The organism is Chitinophaga sp. (assembly GCF_039596155.1).
Classification (GTDB): domain Bacteria; phylum Bacteroidota; class Bacteroidia; order Chitinophagales; family Chitinophagaceae; genus Chitinophaga.
Window position 1 is genome coordinate 53,238 of the sequence record NZ_JBCNKF010000030.1, and the last position, 18,936, is coordinate 72,173.

Here is an 18,936-nt window from a genome sequence, read left to right on the forward strand (position 1 = left end):
ACAACATCCGGCTTATCCCTTTCGTCGGTAAATCTTGTGGGCCGGATGTATTGTTTCAAATTTTTCCTGGATGCCGGCGAACCGCATCGTTTCTTTGATACCCATGGCCAAATAGCCGCGTGGGGACAGGCTGTCGTAGAATAATTGCAATACGTGGTTCTGCAATTCCCTGTTGAAATATATAAATACATTCCTGCAACAAATGAGTTGGAACTCGTTAAAAACAGTATCTGTCACCAGGTTGTGCTGAAAAAACGTGATGTGCTTACGAAGTTCTTTTTTGATCAGTACATTGTCGTACCTGGCTGTATAGTAATTAGAAAAATCGCCTAACCCTCCCGACTGAATGTAATTATACACATAGTCTTTCATATTATCCAGTGGTAAGATGCCCATGTTTGCCTTTTCAAGGTTCATAGGGTTGAGGTCAGTCGCATATATCTTGGTTCTTCCCAGCAGCCCTGCTTCGTGCAACAGGATTGCCATAGAAAACACCTCTTCACCGGTAGAACAACCGGCATGCCATATCTTAATATTAGGATACGCCGCCAGCTTGGGAAGTACCTGTGTCCGCAGCGTTTGATAAAACAAGGGATCACGGAACATTTCCGTCACATTCACTGTAATGTACTGCACCAGCCGGTTAAAAAAATCTGTATCATTTACCAGCTGATACTTCAGTTCAAATACGGTAGTCAGTCCGGTATAGCTCATAAAACGAACAATACGACGCTTCAGGGACGCCTGCGCATAACCGGTGAAATCATATCCGTATTGCAGCTTTATAATATTAATGATATCAAAGAAATCTGCATTAGATATGTCTTCCTTCATAGAAACAATACAAGGTTATACCATCCAAACATGCATAAGCGATAAAAGTTTACTGCTGTCGATGGGCTTCGCTATATAATCCGAAGCGCCGGCGGCAATACATTTCTCCCTGTCCCCCGCCATGGCCTTTGCAGTCAGTGCAATGACCGGCAGTTGCTGATAGCGGGCATTGGCCCTGATCCGGCGTATGGCTTCATAGCCATCCATTTCGGGCATCATAATGTCCATCAGTACTAAACGAATATCAGGATTTTCTTCGAGTCTTTCAAGTGCTTCCTTTCCATCTGCCGCCGTCACCACATCCATACCATGTCCTGCCAGCAGTGCACTCAGGGAGAATACATTCCGCATATCATCATCGGCCAGCAACACTTTTTTCCCTTCGAGGTTCTTTTCCATCTTAGGTGCACGGTCCGCAGGTTGCTGTGCCGTAGTCTCGTTCAGTTTGTAGAGAAAGAGTTCCAGTTCGTCCATCAGGCGGTCGCCGGAAAAGGTGGAATTGCGAACTATTGCTGCAGCATTCTTTTTCAGTGCCAGCTCATCGGCTTCTGAGATGTCGTGATCGAGATATACGATCACCGGCAGGTCTCTTGCAGCGCTGATCAACTTAAGTTGGTTCAGCCTGGCAATACTTTCTGAAATGTCGGTACCGGCGTCAAGTACAATCCCATCGTATTGATAAGATTGTAGCTCCATGGCCGCTTCAGGCAGTGTTTTCACCAGGTGATACTGGGTCTGCAGCTGGCGCTCGTCACTGAGTGACTGAAGGAAAGGATGATGCAATAATAACCCGTCGGAAATGACCATGACCTTTTTAAGCCGGGCTTCCAGCTGTGAGCTGATATCGTTGAAAACGGTTTCCAGATCTGTGACCTGCAATGGCTTTTGTGTATAGCCCTCTACTTTGCCACGGACCTGCAGCGAGATCTCGCCTGCGGATACAACGTGTACGAGTATATGCTTAAGTTCTTCGTTGTTTTTCAGGATTTTAAGGATGCTATTGCCGTCTATCAGTGGCAGGTTCATATCCAGGATGATAGCCGCTGGCAGGAACTTGCGGGCGAGGAATAGGCCATCATTTCCATTCAGGGCTACGATCGTTTTAAATCCTTTCTGCCTGGCGAAGTCCCGTAGGATAGCGGCAAAGCTGGGATCATCCTCTACGATGAGGATCAGCTTGTCCTGCTTACCCAATGTATTACGATCGTCGTCTACCAGTTGTTCTTCAGGTGCTACTACCTCTTTCACAGTAACAGGGGCCTCGGGCCGGGCGACCGTATCCGGTAATCTTTTGGGCGCCTGAGTGGTACCTGTGCCGGTAGGCATTACAATAGTAAAGGTACTGCCCTGTCCTTCTGCGCTCACCAGCCTGATCTCGCCACCCAGTCGCTTCATCAGTTCTTTGCTGATGCTAAGTCCCAGGCCGGTACCCCCATATTTACGACTGGTTGAGCCATCTGCCTGACGGAAAGCCTCGAAGATCAGTTGCTGTTTATCGGCGGGAATACCTGTACCTGTATCAGAAACGGATATGTGTAACCCGTCTGCCTGCAGGGTCCACGCCAGTTCGATCGTACCTGCTTTAGGCGTGAACTTAAACGCGTTGGAGAGCAGGTTCTTGATCACCTGTTCCAGTCGTTGACCATCCGTTTGGATGTGGGCAGGAACCGTAGCATCAATATTAGTAATGAAGTTAATCTGCTTTTCTTCTGCGACTACGTGGAAGAGTTGTTCCAGGTCATTGTTGATATTTTTCACAGCAACCGGTTCTATGTTCATTTCCACTTTACCGGCTTCAATCTTCGACAGATCCAGGATATCATTAATGAGTTTTAGCAGATCGGAGCCGGATTTGTGAATGATGCCTGCGTATTCCATCTGTTTGGCATTCAGGTTCTGTTCCTTATTCTCTTCCAGCAGGCGGGCCAGGATCAATACACTATTAAGGGGTGTACGTAATTCGTGCGACATATTTGCCAGGAACTCCGACTTATAGGTACTGCTTTGTTCCAGTTCCGCTGCTTTCCTGGATAGCTCCTCCCGGGCCATTTCGAGTGCTTTGTTCTGCACGCTCATTTCATCGTTCACCTGGCGCAGCTCTTCTTCCTGTACCCGCAGTTCTTCTTCTGAAGCCTGGAGTATTTCGGACTGGCGGGTCAGTTCTTCATTGGATTGACGGAGTTCTTCCTGCTGTGTTTCGAGGATCTCTTTCTGTTCCTGCACCCTGTTGAGGAGTTCCATTACCTTTTTGCGGGCACCGGCAGCGTTGACAGCAACAGCGATAGCATGTGCTGTATTGCGGAGCAATTCTAAGGCTCTATCCGGCAATGGGGCGAATGACACAAGTTCTATCAGTCCTACCAGCTCGTTATCATGCCACAGGGGCAGACATGCAACTGTACCCGGGGTATTGCTGCCGGTGGCAGATTCCAGCCGCCAGTAGTTGGCCGGAATATCATTCACAATTGTGAGTTCTTTCTGGGAAGCGGCTTCTCCGGTGATACCTTCATGCAGCGCGTAAGATTTTTGGATAGTAGCAGGTAGTCCTTTGCCGGCACAGAGTATCAGTAATTTCGCTTCTTCATCATATCGGTAAAAGGCGCCGGCAGGCAATTCAAGATACCTGACCAGGGCCTGCAGGTTTTTGTAAGCGAGGGCGTCAATAGCAGCGTCTCCCTGCAGGCTTTCATTAACGATGCTCATGCCGGTCAGGAGCCAGTTATGCGCAACGGCTTTGGCGTTGAGGGTTTCTGTTTCCCGGAGTTTTACCTGGAGTTCCTTTTGGGCTTTTTGGCGGATGCTGAATTCCCTGAAAGAAATGGTCATCAGGATGAGGGCAACAAGAATGATAAAGCTGGTATTCAGAATGAGGGCAATGGATGCTTTGGCAACAGACTCGCCATTGGCACCATTTCTTTCTGTGAGCAGCAGCCGTTCATCTACAATAATATTTGTGAGTTCAGTATGCACTTTCTCCAGCATCACCCGCTCATCTTTTGTGATTTCCTGTATATGGGAAAACACATAATTGGAGTCATGCCTTGACACCAAACCTTCCCAAAAAGTTAACAATCCAATCAAATCCTTTTCCACCGTAATGCATCGCCGGATTTGTTTAGGATTGTCACTTACCATCTTGCGAAGGTCATAGAAAAGTGGCAATATTTTTGGATGTATTTCATAGTAAGAATCAAGGTATTTAGAAACATGTGTACTTCTGTAGGCGGTACTGGCTGACTCAATTTCGTACACATTTCTATTGATACGCTGTGCCAGGGTAATCACTTCGTAGGAATGTTCTACCCAGTCCGACTGGAAGCGTTGGTTTTTGAATGTGATGTAAGTAAAGACACCTCCGCCGATTACCATCAGTATCGCAATAGTAAATCCGAGATAGAGGCGAGTTTTTAAGGAGTTCTTCATAGTGAACAAATATAAGGGATTCGTTATTATAAGGGTACTAAACGGTCACTACAAGGTCACCAAAAGGGCACCTCAATATCCCGGGGATATACAAGTGCCCTTTTGGTGACCTGTTGGTGTTGATTTAATAATGATATAACAGCGAAGCTCTACTGTAAATACGTATATTAATCTCCGTAATATGGCTTTTATTCCTTTGTTGGTAGTAATTTACAGCCGAATTGGTGCACTGAAAATCGTAAACAAAACATTTACTGCAAAAAATAATTTTAAATAAATTATAATGTAAAAAAATTAACGAATCATTTGCAAAAAGGTGAAAACCTTTCCGGGCGGTTTTGAGTATATATGGATAAGCCATTAGTAGACTATGCAAAATCGACTACACTGCAATAGCAACCGTGAACAATTTAAATCACACACAAAAAAACTTAGGTTGTACATCCCGTACCACCATTCTTCAAAAATAAAAGCCAATATATGAGTAGTAAAATTCTGCTTATTGAAGATGATGAAGTGATGCCAAAGATTGTAGAGAGGATCCTGCACAAAGAAGAATACACTATCGAACATGTAACCAATGGCAAAGAGGCCTTCCAGAAACTGGATGATACCAACTATGCTTTTGATCTTATTATTACTGATATTATGATGCCATACGCCAATGGCTTCGAAATTCTTAGTAAAGTAAAAAACCGCAAAGAAGGTAAACCAATTCCTGTTATAATTGTTTCTAATGCAGGGAATGAGGATATGATTCTTGAAGGCTTCAAACTGGGAGCTGACGATTTTCTGAAAAAGCCGGTGATACCAGGTGAATTACTGATCAGGGTTAAAAGGCTCCTGATGCAGTACAACCGGTAGGACCCGCCTGCGTATTCTATGTGACCGACGATCAATTTGACCAATCCTTATGGAATTTAGCTTTTACGAGTTCAGGTATGCTCCCCTGAGTATACAGATAGCTGGTATTTTTATTGTTGTTGCCATCGTGTGCACGTTCCTCGCGTATTTCTCGATATTGGTGGGCAGGTACAAAGCTTACCGCCAGTCAGAAAGGTTGAAAAAACTACACCCGATTATTGACGAACAGCTCATGGAGCATATTTTTCTCAACGAAGAACTGGCTAGTGATGTGCCTGCCGACCAGGTACAGCTTCCTCTCGAGAGTTTTCAGCAACCCGTGTTTGAAAAGAAGTGGGCTCGCCAGGCACTCATCGATCGTCTTATTCATTATAGAAATAATGTAAGAGGATCAATGGGTGAACAACTGCGTAACCTCTACATTCAACTGGAACTGGATAAGGATTCCCTGAAAAAGATGAAATCCCGTAAATGGGAAAGAAAGGTACAGGCACTGGCAGAGATGAGTAACATGAACATGTCTATTGCAGACGTTACCATTCTTCCGCTTACCAATAGCAATAACCGGGAACTTCGTGCCGCTGCCCGTCATGCTTATATCAAACTAAGTAAGAATGAACCATTCAAGTTCTTCGACGTGGTGACTGAGCCCCTGCTCCTCTGGGACCAGGTAGAGTTGTTCAAGATTATCTCTACCACCGAGCACATCGCCATTCCTAACTTCGCACAATGGATCACTTACTCTTCCAATAAATCGATTGTATCTTTCTGTCTGAAGCTGGTGGTGCACTACAACCAGTTAAGTGCTGTGCCTGCCGTTATCAGGCTGCTGGATACAAAAGATCACTACGTACGTGCCGACGCTATTAACTGTCTTGGTAAAATGAAAGTTGAAGATGTGGAGGAAAAGCTGGTACATATGTACAACAGCCAACCGCTGAACTGCCGCCTGGAAATTCTGAAAGCGCTGGGCAGAATCAGCAGTGGGAAATATGTTGACTTTCTCCGCCAGGAATTTCTGCACGCTACAGATTTCGAAGTTCGTAAACATGCTGCCAAATCCCTTATTAATAACAAATGGGCGGCCAAAGGCCTGATCCAGGAACTGATTGATACTGCTACTTCAGAAAACAAGCTGATCCTGAAACATAGCATGAACCCTTTAATAAAATTCTAGTTGTGAATGGATAATATATGGGAAACCTTAGGGCGAATTTATGAGAATGGTGTTTTCATTTATGGAACGATACTGCTGGTGACATATGCCTTGCTGGCCATCTTCTCTATGATATCCGTACGTGCGTATGCCAAAAGGGATAATGCAGATCAACTGAATACATTGCTCAGCTCTCCGTTGGCCCCCGGTATTACCGTACTGGCCCCTGCCTTCAATGAAGGTCTCACTATTATATTCAATGTACGGTCCCTGCTCACGCTCAACTATCCGCGGTATGAGATCATTATTATCAATGACGGTAGTACTGACAACAGTCTTGAGCAAATGATCGAAGAGTTTCAACTGGTGGCGGTTGACTTTGCCTACAATGCGAAGATCCAGACAAAACCAATACGTAAAATCTATAAGTCATCTAATCCTGCCTACGCCAAACTGATGGTGATAGACAAAGTGAATGGTAAAAGCAAGGCAGATGCTGTGAATGCTGGTATCAATGCTGCAGCCTACCCTCACTTTGTATGTACAGACGTGGATTGTATTCTCGATAAAAATACCCTGCTGGAACTGATCAAACCGGTGATGCAGGAAGAAAAGAAACGTGTTATTGCCACCGGCGCTACCCTGCGTATTGCCAACTCCTGCGAATTCGACCAGGGTGTAATGACCCGTATGCGTCCTCCCCGCCAAATACTTCCCCGCTTTCAGGAAGTGGAATATATCCGTGCCTTCGTGTTGGGGAAAATGGGTTGGACCCTGCTCAACTGTGTACCAAACGTATCCGGGGGATTGGGGCTTTTTGATAAAGAGATCGCGATACGCAGTGGTGGATATGACCATAGCTCCTTTGGGGAAGATATGGAACTGATGACACGTATGTGCCGCTATTCACACGACAATAAGATCGACTACGCGATTCGCTATATACCCAAAACGCTTTGCTGGACAGAGGCACCCGTAACTGTCAAGATCTTCAACCGCCAGCGTACCCGCTGGGCCAGAGGGCTTGCACAGCTGATGTATGCCCACTTCGGTATGTTCTTCAACCCCAGGTATGGCAGAATGGGAATGATTATATTCCCATACAATTTCTTTTTTGAGCTGCTGGCACCCATCATTGAGTTCACCGGTATCATCTATTACATAGTGATGACCATTTTCGGGCTCATCAACTGGCCGACAGCGCTGATCTTACTCCTGTTTGTATATACCTATTCAGTGATGATCACCACGATCGCTATTCTCTGGGATCAGTTGTCGTTTAAGTATTACAAAACCTGGAAGGAAGTGGCTTTTTTATGTACAACCCCGTTCATGGAATTCTTCCTTTACCATCCATTGATCGTCGTTTTTGCCCTGCGTGGGTATTGGTACTTCCTGACAGGAAAGAAAAGTACCTGGGGGAACATGCAGCGACGTGGATTTCAACAAACACCTAAACCAGCTGCTACTGCAGCTGCAGCTAAATAAATACGCCTGTGGAACTGATAAGGAATTTTTACGAAGGCTTTGTGTTCATTTATGGTTGCACCATGCTGTTCATGTATGCGCTGCTGGCAATGCTTTCCCTGAGAGGGATCCGGAAGTTTCAGCGCAAGAACAGTTATGTCGATTACAATAAAATGCTGCAGTCTCCGCTGGCACCGGGTATTTCTATTATTGCCCCAGCCTTCAACGAGGCGGTGACCATCATCCAGAACGTACGTTCGCTACTTACACTGAACTACCCCACTTTCGAAGTGATCATTGTGAACGATGGAAGTACGGATGATACATTAGAGAAACTGATCCAGGAATTTGAGCTGGTGGAAATAGACTTCGCCTATAATGCACGCATTAACTGTAAACCGGTAAAGCGCCTGTTCAAATCGACCAATACCGCTTACGATAAACTGGTCGTGATCGACAAGGTCAATGGTAAAAGTAAGGCAGATGCCTCCAATGCAGGGATCAATGCGGCCGCTTACAATTACTTCCTTTGTACTGACGTGGATTGTATCATTGAAAAGGATACCCTGCTGCGTATGATCAAACCATTTATGGATGAAGAACACCATAAGATCAAAGAGATCGGTGAACCTTGTCCTGAGTGCGGCTACGTACATGTAAAGGAAGACAGTATCCGTGTGATTGCAACTGGTGCTACCCTGCGTATTGCCAATAGCTGTGAGATTGACGAAGGGGTGATCACCCGTGTCCGCCCCCCGGAAAAGTGGTTGCCACGCTTCCAGGAAATGGAGTACCTGCGTGCGTATGTATTGGGTAAAATGGGGTGGAGTGTAATCAACTGTGTGCCGAATGTATCCGGAGGCCTGGGATTGTTCGACAAAGAGATCGCGATCAAAGCAGGTGGTTACGATAGTAAATCATTTGCAGAAGATATGGACATCGTGACACGTATGTGTACTTACATGATGGACAATAACCTGAAGTATGCCATCCGGTATATTCCCACTACACAGTGCTGGACAGAAGGTCCGCCGAACATGAAAGTGTTCAGCCGTCAGCGTACCCGCTGGGGTCGTGGTCTGGCGGAAATCATTACCATACACAGAAAAGTGATCTTCAATCCCCGCTACAAACAATTGGGATTAGTTGTATTGCCTTATAACCTGTTCTTCGAATTCCTTGCCCCTATCATCGAATTTACAGGGATCATTTATTATATCTACCTCATTATTACCAATCAGATCAACTGGCAATTTGCATTGATCCTGCTGGCATTCGTATACTTCTATTCGGTTATGATCACCACACTGGCCATCCTGTGGGATCATATGACCTATCAGTACTACCGTACCTGGCGAGAAGTATTGGGGCTGGCGCTGATGGCTTTTATTGAACCTTTCGTATACCATCCGCTCATCGTATTCTTTGCCCTGCGAGGTTATTTCAACTTCCTCACAGGGAAGAAACATACCTGGGGGAATATGCAGCGTCAGGGATTTGGTAAGAAAAAACCTGCAAACACGTAAGATGATGTCTTTTTTTAAATATATACTATCAGGTACCCTGATATGCCTGTCCTTACAGGCAGAAGCACAGTTATTCAGGAAAGGGCCGGATGCAGATGACCTCTATAACGAGGCGGTGAAAGAAACAAAGGCGCAGCACTATGCAAAGGCTATAGAGCTTTCAAAGGCGGCGCTGGCCAAAAGGCCTGAATTTACAGACCAGGAATTACTATTAGGCAGGCTCTATATGCTTACCGGGCAGACTGCAGCAGCACGTAAACATATAAAAGCGGTACTGGCTAAAGATCCGCTGTACAAGGATGCCTACCTGTACGCGGTCAATATTGAACTGGGCGCTAAGAAATATGAAGAAGCAGCATGTTATGTAGATGAAGGTTTATATCACTTTCCGGCAGACCGTGACCTGATGCTGAAGAAGCTGGGTATCCTGGATGCCAGTGAAAACTTTTTCCAGGGAGGGATTTATGCCAACTCTTTACTGGAGAAATACTCCGGAGATACCGTCGTAACCCGTGCCTATACCGGTCACTATATGCTGGCAGGCCGCTACTACCAGGTAAGAGGGAACCAGCTGCTGGCACAGCAAAACTATGAAAAAGCACTGCTGGTAGATCCTAATAACAGAGAAGCAAAAGAGGCGATTACCAACATGTACATCCGCAGTGGCAGCTATACCAGTGCCATGGAACAGATCAATGCAGAACTGGCATCGAATCCGGGTTCTTATGACCTGATGATGCGTAAGCTGGGACTGCTGCAGGATACCCATGATTATGCAGGAGCATTGGCATATTTGCAATTAATCCTGAAAAGGTTCCCCAACGATGGGAAGGCTCGCAGTATGGAAACTCCCTTGCGTATGGAAGCGGCTGCGTGGTATGCCAACACTGATCCTTACCTGTTATATGAAGGCGTATTGGAGAAAAATCCCGGCAACCGTGAAGCACTGGATAAAGTGATTGGTTTAAGCATGTCACGCGGGGCTTATCGTGAAGCGCTGGCATGGATTAACCGTGGATTGAAGAGTAGTCCGAATGACCAGCGCCTGCTCGGTTTGAAAATGGATGTACTGGAAAGCGACAGGAAATTTACTGAAGCAGCTGCGCTGGCAGAAAAACTGCGTCAGGGTAATCCTGGTAATGCGGACCTGAGAAGCAGGTATACGGCCCTGAAAATAGCTAGTGGCCGGGATTATTTATCCCAGCAGCAGTATGACCTGGCCTTGTCTGAATTCACTAAGGCCTTGCAGGCTGATCCGAAAGATACCGCAGCGCTGGACATGACAGCGAATACATACATCATTCAGAAAGATAATGTACGTGCACTGCAGGTATTAGACAAAGCACTTGCAATATATCCTGACAATACCCGTTTCCTGATCAAAAAAAGCAGTGTACTGGCCGGAATGGGTCAATATGATGAAGCCGCAGCCATTGCTTCACAACTGCTGGAACGTAACCCGGGAGATGAACGTTACCAGGCAAATCTCGTAGACTTACGTCTTACCGCCGGCAGAATACTGATGCAGTCCGAAGAATATGATATGGCAGCAGCGCAATTCAGACGGGTACTGGCAGAGCAGCCCAACAACCTGGATGCTATCAACTACCTGATCAATATGGAAACGGCCGTGGGACAGCCAGATAGTGCATTGCTATATGCTGACCAGGGATTAAAATATTATCCTGACAATAAAGACCTCTTACTGAAGAAAGCCGGTGTATTGACAAGTGTAAACAGGTATGCAGCAGCAAATGACATTACTTACCAACTGATGCAGCGGTACCCGTTCACGGTAAAATACCGGAATGCGTATACAGAAGGGCTGCTGGCACAGGGTACTACTTACCAGCGGAACAACCAGCCGGATAGTGCACTTGCCGTATTCAAACAGGTACTGGCGGTAAACAGACGTGATTCAATGGGGTTGTTATATAGCATTAACCTGCTGAATGGCAAGCAACAATATGATAGTGCACTGGCCTATGCCAATGAGGGCATCCGTTATTATCCAAATAATGAGGCCTTTATTCAGAAACGTGCGGTTACACTGGAGAGCAGGAAGGAATATGTAGCTGCAGCGGCAGCAGCAGATTCTGTAGTGGTATTAAAAAACACGCCGGCCAACCAGGATTATGCGGAGTACCTGAAAAGCAAGACGCTGAAGAATCAGTTTGGTATGTACTATCTGAATACCAATTATGATTACACATCTACGAAGTACAGCATCGCTACGCTGGAATACCGTCATTATATTCCACGTGGCTCATGGGCAGCCCGGCTGAACTACGCAGGCCGTACCCAGGGCACCGGGCTGATGGGAGAAGCGGAGATCTACTATAACCATACCCCTAAGATGTATTCTTATGGTCTGGTTAACTACTCAAATGGTATTGTGTTTCCCCAGTTCAGAGTGGCCTATTCCCTGTTTAAAACCTTTAAGCATAATATAGAAGGAGAGCTGGGCGTGCGTTACCTCAAGGCCGACACTGTGAACAGTATTTCAGGGGTGGCTTCGGTAGCCAAAACCTGGAAAGATTTCTGGGTAAACTTCAGGGCTTACTTTATTAGCGACTCACCTAACTTCTATACGTCCTTTAACCTCACGAGCAGGTATTATATGAACCACAGCCAGGATTATATCATGTTTGTAGCGGGGCTGGGTACTTCGCCGGATGACAGGAGCCGGTTAGTACAGTTCCCAAAACTGGCGGGATTATTGACAAGGAGTGTAGGAGCCGGTTACCTGAAAACATTTAAGTACCGGACGTCAGTGGGAGTATACGGAACCTGGATCAACCAGAAGATCAATGATACAGACTTCCAGAACCAATATGATCTTTATATAACTTTGCAGCGTAAGTTTTAAATATACTGACTCCCTCCCTGATAAGGAGGGAGTTTTTTTTCAGTCTAATTTTAAATTTTCATGTTCAGAATGATGCACTCACTGTTATTAGTATTGACCCTGTTATCATGTCAGTCTGCGGTTTCCCCGATAGACCTGAGGAAGCATGTGATCGTGTTACCTGTGGAAGCTACAAAGAATGAGGCGCATGCAGGGGCGGTATTGCAGGATTATGTGAAGCGCATTGCGGGGGTAACATTGCCGCTGATCAAAGAAAATGGGTATCAAAAAAATCAGGCGGCAATTTTTGTGGGAAATACCGAGCATAGTGCTGCTTATGGAAAATTGAAAGGAGAAGGATTTTTGATTGCCGCAGATACGCGCGATGTATATATCAAAGGAGGAACGGGGAAGGGTGTGGTATATGGTGTGTATACATTGATTGAGAAATATTTTGGTGCCCGTAAGTATGCGGCAGGACCTGCCTGGATACCGGCTACGAAAGCAATAAGTGTACCGCAGCAATTGATGGATAAGCAGGAACCGGCATTGGTGTACCGGGAAACTTATTACCCTGCTGCATTTGAGAATGAATACCTGGAATGGCATAAGTTACACCGGTTTGAGGATCTGTGGGGAGTATGGGGGCATTCATTCTTTAAGATTGTGCCACCTAAGACTTATTTCGCTGCGCATCCGGAGTATTATGCACTGGTAGATGGAAAACGGCAGGCTACACAGCTGTGCCTGAGCAATGAGGGGGTTTTTAATGTAACGGTTGACTATCTGCGTAAGGCCATCGCAGATAATCCGGATGCCCTGTATTGGTCTATTGCAGCAGAAGATGGTGGCGGATTCTGTACCTGCGATGCATGTAGTAAGGTGAATAAGGAAGAAGGGAGTGCATCAGGTACGTTGATCCGGTTTATCAACAGGGTAGCTGCAAAATTCCCTGATCAGCATTTTACAACATTGGCCTATTTATATACCGCAAAGGCACCTTTGAAGACGAAACCGGCTTCGAATGTTTATATAATGCTGAGTAGTATTGATGCCTACAGACAAGAGCCGCTGAGCACGATTCCTTCGGCGGCGGAATTCAGGAAGAACCTGGAAAGCTGGGGAGCCCTGACGGATAATCTTTTTGTGTGGGATTATACAACACAGTTTACAAATTATCTTGCGCCGTTTCCTGACTACAATAATTTACAGCCCAATTTACAATATATGACGGCGCATAAAGTACGTGGGGTATTTTCACAGGGAAGTGGAGATACTTATGGAGATATGGATGCGTATAATGCTTATTTGCAGGCGAAGTTACTATGGGATCCTTCGGTGGATGCGGCGGCTGTTACGAAAGACTTTTTCAACGGATATTATGGGAAAGCAGGTGGGGCCGTGCTGGATTATGTGAATGCCTTAACAGCGGCGAAGGGTCAGCTGGACATATATGGTAATCCTGTGGCGAGTGCGAAAAACTATTTATCGCCGGAGGCCATTGATAAATATTCAACCATACTGGATAAGGCGGAAGCAGCCGCAGAAGGAGAAGCCCTCACAAGGGTGTATAATACAAGACTGGGGCTGGAATATTGTGTATTGCAGCAATCCCGTTTCTTTGGAGCAGATAAGTATGGATATTTACAGGCGGCCGGAAATGGATTCGAGGTGAATCCGCGCTGGCCGGAAAGGGTGAAGAAGTTTGTGGCCCAGTGCAAGGTAGCAGGCGTGAAGGAGCTATCAGAAGGGGGCGCATCACCGGATGCTTATCAACAGGAATGGGAGGCTATTTTTTCGCAGAAGTGGGTGAACAGTCTGGCGTATAATGCGAAGGTGACATTGGTCAATCCCCCTTCAGATGAATATCCGGCAAAGCGGGAACGGACCCTGACGGATGGGCTCTCAGGAACAAAGGATTTTAGTATTAACTGGTTGTATATATATGGCAGGGACCTGGTGGCAACCATTGATCTCGGGGCTCAGAAGACAGTAAATACAGTACAGATGAATTTCCTGAATGACCCAAGGCATTATATTTTTAACCCGGCAACGATCACTGTAGAGACGTCTGTAGATGGTGTGCATTTTACAGCTGCGGGTACGCAGAAAACGCCATCAATTGCGGACGAGGATTACACGACCAGTATCAATACATTTAAGTTCGGCTTGTCTGGTGTGCAGGCGAGGTATGTGAGGGTGACAGGGCAATGTCAGGCTGCGGTACCGGGGTGGCGTGGGGCACCTCCTGCGAAGCGTCCATCTTTATGTTGTGATGAAGTGTATGTGTTTTAAAAAATAAGAGCGCCTGTAAAACACAGGCGCTCTTATTTTTTAAAATTCGAAGGATGTAAATTTTAGTTATATCCTGAAATGTACATAGTAGTTATTTTCCAGCTGTTCAATCACTGCTTCTGCGGTTTCTACGGCAGCAGCAGCATTCCGGCCGGTGATAATATTGTCATCACTCACGACTTTATCTCCTTTATAAAACACGGCACCTATTTCTTTTAATCTGGTTTCCAAAGGGAAAGGTACTTCTCCTTTTTCTTCTTCATTGGAAATAGCTGTGACATTCCTGCCTGCCAGTAAACTCATGCCGCTCTTATCTTTCGAACAACATAATCCTGCCACGCCGTGGGCAATGGCTGCAATGGGTTTATGCGCCTTGTTAAAATCCTGTAATAAAGCATTCAGCTCCTTATTGTCAACCAGGTCCCACATGGCTCCTCTCCCACCTGCAATAAAGATGGAATCGTAATTTTCCGCACTCACTTCGGATAACTTCAGTGAGTTTTCCAGCCAATAGATGGCGTCCTGATCTGCGAGTAACTGGTGATGCTGCTCTGCAGTTGGATCTAAGGTAACCCTGCCACCTTTTGGCGAAGCGACCTGAACATCGGCTCCGGCTTCGATAAATGCATAGTAAGGGGCTGCCAGTGTATCAAGCCATAGGCCTGTATTACCTGGCTGATGGTGGGTTGTGGTTACTAACAATATCTTCATAAGCATTTGTTTTTGAAGCAAATACTGCTGCAATAATAATGCCCCGGAGCAGTACTCCGGGGCATCAGATTGTTAAAGAACTGCAATTATTTTAAGGTCACTACCACTACAGAAGTAGCTGGCAATTCTACGACCAGGTCATTTCCTTGTTTCTTCGCGCCGCTGAAATTTGTGATTTTCACTTTGTCAGGCTTTTCGAAGGTATTGATGTCGGTGAATTTACCTGATGTCAGTACCTGACCGGTAACATTCTTCCATTGTACGTCCTGCAGGTTCGCTTTCACAGTGATCTTTTTAGAAGGATCCAGGTTTACGAAAGAGATATGCACTGCACCGGTAGAATCTTTGGAAGCAGATGCATTCACAGCAGGGATACTTTCATTGCCGGAGGTGTAGGATGGGCTATTCAGCTGGATAGGCAGGTAAGCTGCATCCATGTGTACCTGGAACAGGTCAAAAACGTAGTATGTTGGTGTAAGCAGTATCTTCTCTTTATCTGTCAGGATAAGGGCCTGTAATACGTTGACAGTCTGCGCCAGGTTTGCCAGTCTGACACGGTCGCTGTGGTTGTTAAAGATATTGAGTGTAGAAGCTGCGATCAGTGCATCTCTGAGGCTGTTTTGCTGATACAGGAAGCCAGGGTTCGTACCTGGTTCTACATCAGTCCAGATGCCCCATTCATCCACCGCGAGGGCAACGCTCTTTTTAGGATCATATTTATCCATTACAGCGGAGTGCTTGGTCACGAGTGTGTCCATGAGCAGGCATTTCCGCATGGTGGTGAAGTATTCTTTTTCGTCGAAGTTAGTAGCAGAACCTTTGTGGCCCCAGTCGCCCGGCAGGGTATAATAGTGCAAAGACAGTCCCCACATCATATGCAGCGGAATATCTCTCATACATACTTCCGTCCAGTGGTAGTCAAAGTCGCTGGCACCGCTGGCCATTTTCTTCAGTCTTGCGCCCGGATAATCGCGCGCATAGGTTGCATAGCGACGGAACTGGTTCGCATAGAACTCGGGGGTCATATTACCACCGCATCCCCAGCTTTCGTTACCGACGCCCCAGAAGCCCACTTTCCAGGGAGCAGGGTGACCGTTTTCAGCACGGAGTTTACTCATAGGGCTTACGCCGTCAAAGTTGAAGTATTCCACCCATTTAGACATTTCTTCTACGGTTCCGCTACCCACGTTTGCAGAGATATAAGGTTCTGTGTGCAGCAGTTCGCAAAGTTCCATGAATTCATGGGTACCGAAAGAGTTGTCTTCAGTAACACCGCCCCAGTTGGTATTTACCATTTTAGGGCGATCAGATCTTTTACCGATACCATCCCGCCAGTGGTATTCATCTGCAAAGCAGCCACCGGGCCAGCGTAGGTTCGGGATATGGATCTTTTTGAGTGCATCCACGACATCGAGGCGGATACGATCTTTTTTCGGTACGTTCAGGGAGGAGTCTACCCAGAAACCATCATAAATACAATGGCCGAGGTGCTCGGAGAAGTGACCGTAGATGTGGCGGCTGATCTGGTGATCTGATTTACCAGATACCGTCAGGCTGGCAGTAGTTTGTGCTTTTGCAACGTGCATGACCACTAAAAGCACCAGGAAAGTGAGATTTTTTTTCATATAGTTTTCATTAGCTTAATTGCGAAGACGTGGAACGATGGCTAAGATAGAAAAATTAACTGTCAATTGTACAACTATTTTTATCCTTTTTATATAAGTATTCATACTCCGTTAAATATACATGTCATGGACGGGGTGATACTACATTTGTTTATATGGAAAAGATCATCTCAAATACGCTTACATTGGCAGCAACATCGGAAAGGGTCTGGCCACTGCTTACGGAACCTGCATTTGTAAAACAATACATGTACAACAGTGACCTGGTTACTGTACCTGATCGATAATATGAAAATGCCTCCGAGTTTGTCGGAGTTGTCCCGGATCGTTGGGATAAATGAATTTAAATTAAAGAAGAAGTTTAAGGAAGTGTTCAATATGACGGTGTTTGGATACCTGGCGGATTATCGTTTAGGCATTGCCAGAAGTTTATTAGAAGATGGGAATTGCTTATGAGCTGGGATACTCGTCTCCACAGCATTTCAGCTCGGCATGCAGGAAGAAATTTGGGATAGCGCCGAGTGAATTAAAGAAATAATTTAAAAAAATATTTGGCAGATTAAAAACAAATTGTACATTTGCAATCCCAATCGCAACCACAGTGAGGCGAAAACGGGAAAAAAGTTCTTACATACACAAGCGGAAGTAGCTCATTTGGTAGAGCACGACCTTGCCAAGGTCGGGGTGGCCGGTTCGAGCCCGGTCTTCCGCTCAGAGAAAAAAGCCTGATAAGATAACTTATCAGGCTTTTTTATTTTCACCAGGCTCTTTAATAAAAAACCGCATTCGTCTATGGCAAATGCGGTTTTTTTATTGTTTTAAGCTAAAACGAAAAGAGCCTTCCGGCATCACCGAAAGGCTCTTTTAATATGATAAAATCCTTATTTGTATTTAGGATTATAAAGCGTGTTTTCTGGAACATTTACCTCAGGCTTACCAGGATAACGGTGTTTATACAATTGGTAGCAACCTCCCAGCACAAAAGATAAAAAGCAGAAAATGCTTATATAAAATAAAAATCTGGAAGACGACACCCAGTTATTGGTAAAGTCATTCTTGTTTTCAACAGTATTATTTTCCATATCTATGTATTTCGCATTGCAAACTTACATCATGTCAAATGAAAATCAAAGTAAATTTTTACAATTCCTTTACTCTTTTTCCAAAGTTCTGAAAGTCTTCCTGTTCAGGAAATAATACCGCCAGATCATGATGCCGTGAAACACTCCTGTCATATCCAGCAACTTCTTCCGGGGCAAGGCATGTTTCTCACCTTTATACTTTCTGCGCCAGCGCCTGTAATCGATATAGGCTTTATAGATGGCTTTCATGTCTTTGGGTTTTCCAGCCACCAGGCTCTTCACGCCGGCCAGTACATCCAGGAAGAAACGTTGGAAGAGTACTATCCATCTGTCCTGGGGATGCAGGTTCTTCCACAACATCATCAGGTTATTCCGGAAATTCAGGTATACTTTCCTTGGGTTCCCCTGTGGCAGACTGCCCCCTCCTACATGGTAAACAATGGATTCGGGGCAATAACAGATCCTGTAACCCGCTCTTTTCAATCGCCAGCACAGATCTACCTCTTCCATGTGTGCAAAGAAGTCTGCGTCAAACCCGCCTACCTCATGAAAACAGGAAGACCGGATAAATAATGCCGCACCGGTAGCCCAGAAAATATCCTGCTCATCATCATACTGACCTTCATCCCTTTCGGTTGTATAGAGGATACGTCCCCGGCAAAAGGTATACCCCAGAATATCCATCCATCCGCCTGCAGCACCGGCATACTCAAATTCCGGCTTATTGTAATAAGCCCTCAGCTTTGGCTGACAGGCTGCAATATGGTGATCCCTTTTCATTAATGCGACGACAGGCTCAATCCAGTCAGGTACTACCTCTACGTCCTGATTCAGCAATACATAAATATCTGCCTGCACATGTTGCAAGGCTTCATTATATCCCCCGGCAAACCCGTTATTGGTGCTATTCTGAATAATTTTCACCGCGGGGAAATGCTCGCGTACAAAAGCCACGCTATCATCCGTGGAAGCATTGTCTGCCACGTACAACTGCAGGTTCTCATAGGTAGACCTACATACGGAAGGCAGAAAATCTTCCAGAAACTTACGCCCGTTCCAATTCAGGATGACAACTGCTACCGATGGTGTTCCAGACAATAGATTC

At 45.7% G+C, this 18,936-nt stretch carries 13 protein-coding genes and 1 tRNA gene; 9 read left to right on the forward strand and 5 right to left on the reverse strand.

Annotated features, from left to right (window positions below; translation table 11 throughout):
• Nucleotides 1-12 precede the first annotated feature (12 nt).
• Both ABDW33_RS24505 and ABDW33_RS24510 read right to left on the reverse strand, forming a co-directional pair.
• Nucleotides 13-834: a protein-glutamate O-methyltransferase CheR gene (locus ABDW33_RS24505; protein ID WP_343692738.1), complete on the reverse strand. Its 822-nt coding sequence runs from the start codon at nucleotides 832-834 to the stop codon at nucleotides 13-15.
• Between the two features lie 15 nt (nucleotides 835-849).
• Nucleotides 850-4,257: a response regulator gene (locus tag ABDW33_RS24510; RefSeq protein ID WP_343692739.1), complete on the reverse strand. Its 3,408-nt coding sequence runs from the start codon at nucleotides 4,255-4,257 to the stop codon at nucleotides 850-852.
• Nucleotides 4,258-4,737: 480 nt separating this feature from the next.
• On the opposite strand from ABDW33_RS24510, the gene ABDW33_RS24515 reads away from it, so the two are divergent.
• The 6 genes from ABDW33_RS24515 (at nucleotide 4,738) to ABDW33_RS24540 (ending at nucleotide 14,413) form a co-directional block, all read left to right on the forward strand.
• Nucleotides 4,738-5,121, forward strand: a complete 384-nt coding sequence (locus tag ABDW33_RS24515; protein ID WP_343692740.1) for a response regulator transcription factor — start codon at nucleotides 4,738-4,740, stop codon at nucleotides 5,119-5,121.
• Between the two features lie 49 nt (nucleotides 5,122-5,170).
• On the forward strand, nucleotides 5,171-6,298 hold the full coding sequence (locus tag ABDW33_RS24520) for a HEAT repeat domain-containing protein (RefSeq protein WP_343692741.1): 1,128 nt from the start codon (nucleotides 5,171-5,173) through the stop codon (nucleotides 6,296-6,298).
• A gap of 6 nt (nucleotides 6,299-6,304) precedes the next feature.
• A complete protein-coding gene (locus ABDW33_RS24525; RefSeq protein ID WP_343692742.1) occupies nucleotides 6,305-7,765 on the forward strand; it encodes a glycosyltransferase in 1,461 nt (486 codons plus the stop codon).
• Between the two features lie 8 nt (nucleotides 7,766-7,773).
• A complete protein-coding gene (locus ABDW33_RS24530) occupies nucleotides 7,774-9,270 on the forward strand; it encodes a glycosyltransferase (RefSeq protein WP_343692743.1) in 1,497 nt (498 codons plus the stop codon).
• A gap of 1 nt (nucleotide 9,271) precedes the next feature.
• Nucleotides 9,272-12,139 (forward strand): tetratricopeptide repeat protein, encoded by a 2,868-nt coding sequence (locus ABDW33_RS24535; protein WP_343692744.1) that lies wholly within the window; start codon nucleotides 9,272-9,274, stop codon nucleotides 12,137-12,139.
• A 69-nt stretch (nucleotides 12,140-12,208) separates the two neighbouring features.
• Nucleotides 12,209-14,413, forward strand: a complete 2,205-nt coding sequence (locus tag ABDW33_RS24540; protein ID WP_343692745.1) for a DUF4838 domain-containing protein — start codon at nucleotides 12,209-12,211, stop codon at nucleotides 14,411-14,413.
• A 66-nt stretch (nucleotides 14,414-14,479) separates the two neighbouring features.
• Here the strand turns inward: ABDW33_RS24540 and ABDW33_RS24545 are convergent, their stop codons facing one another.
• A complete protein-coding gene (locus ABDW33_RS24545; RefSeq protein WP_343692746.1) occupies nucleotides 14,480-15,124 on the reverse strand; it encodes a type 1 glutamine amidotransferase domain-containing protein in 645 nt (214 codons plus the stop codon).
• Nucleotides 15,125-15,210: 86 nt separating this feature from the next.
• Nucleotides 15,211-16,749, reverse strand: a complete 1,539-nt coding sequence (locus ABDW33_RS24550) for an alpha-L-arabinofuranosidase C-terminal domain-containing protein (protein WP_343692747.1) — start codon at nucleotides 16,747-16,749, stop codon at nucleotides 15,211-15,213.
• 155 nt (nucleotides 16,750-16,904) lie between these two features.
• On the opposite strand from ABDW33_RS24550, the gene ABDW33_RS24555 reads away from it, so the two are divergent.
• The 3 genes from ABDW33_RS24555 to ABDW33_RS24565 all read left to right on the forward strand — a co-directional run bounded on the left by ABDW33_RS24555 (nucleotide 16,905) and on the right by ABDW33_RS24565 (nucleotide 17,461).
• Complete coding sequence (locus tag ABDW33_RS24555; protein WP_343692748.1) at nucleotides 16,905-17,036, forward strand: hypothetical protein; 132 nt, start codon at nucleotides 16,905-16,907, stop codon at nucleotides 17,034-17,036.
• Nucleotides 17,008-17,205: a hypothetical protein gene (locus ABDW33_RS24560; protein WP_343692749.1), complete on the forward strand. Its 198-nt coding sequence runs from the start codon at nucleotides 17,008-17,010 to the stop codon at nucleotides 17,203-17,205. The genes ABDW33_RS24555 and ABDW33_RS24560 overlap by 29 nt, the downstream gene beginning before the upstream one ends.
• A gap of 183 nt (nucleotides 17,206-17,388) precedes the next feature.
• A tRNA-Gly gene (locus ABDW33_RS24565) sits at nucleotides 17,389-17,461 on the forward strand.
• 439 nt (nucleotides 17,462-17,900) lie between these two features.
• Here ABDW33_RS24565 and ABDW33_RS24570 read toward each other — a convergent pair.
• Complete coding sequence (locus tag ABDW33_RS24570; RefSeq protein WP_343692750.1) at nucleotides 17,901-18,929, reverse strand: glycosyltransferase family 2 protein; 1,029 nt, start codon at nucleotides 18,927-18,929, stop codon at nucleotides 17,901-17,903.
• Between the last annotated feature and the right edge of the window lie 7 nt (nucleotides 18,930-18,936).

Bases quoted from the DNA above. Each gene is read 5' to 3' on its own strand.
- ABDW33_RS24535 (WP_343692744.1), top strand. From the start codon at position 9,272: ATGATGTCTTTTTTTAAATATATACTATCAGGTACCCTGATATGCCTG.
- ABDW33_RS24505 (WP_343692738.1), bottom strand. From the start codon at position 834: ATGAAGGAAGACATATCTAATGCAGATTTCTTTGATATCATTAATATT.
- ABDW33_RS24550 (WP_343692747.1), bottom strand. From the start codon at position 16,749: ATGAAAAAAAATCTCACTTTCCTGGTGCTTTTAGTGGTCATGCACGTT.
- ABDW33_RS24555 (WP_343692748.1), top strand. From the start codon at position 16,905: ATGGAAAAGATCATCTCAAATACGCTTACATTGGCAGCAACATCGGAA.
- ABDW33_RS24525 (WP_343692742.1), top strand. From the start codon at position 6,305: ATGGATAATATATGGGAAACCTTAGGGCGAATTTATGAGAATGGTGTT.
- ABDW33_RS24520 (WP_343692741.1), top strand. From the start codon at position 5,171: ATGGAATTTAGCTTTTACGAGTTCAGGTATGCTCCCCTGAGTATACAG.
- ABDW33_RS24515 (WP_343692740.1), top strand. From the start codon at position 4,738: ATGAGTAGTAAAATTCTGCTTATTGAAGATGATGAAGTGATGCCAAAG.
- ABDW33_RS24510 (WP_343692739.1), bottom strand. From the start codon at position 4,257: ATGAAGAACTCCTTAAAAACTCGCCTCTATCTCGGATTTACTATTGCG.
- ABDW33_RS24545 (WP_343692746.1), bottom strand. From the start codon at position 15,124: ATGAAGATATTGTTAGTAACCACAACCCACCATCAGCCAGGTAATACA.
- ABDW33_RS24540 (WP_343692745.1), top strand. From the start codon at position 12,209: ATGATGCACTCACTGTTATTAGTATTGACCCTGTTATCATGTCAGTCT.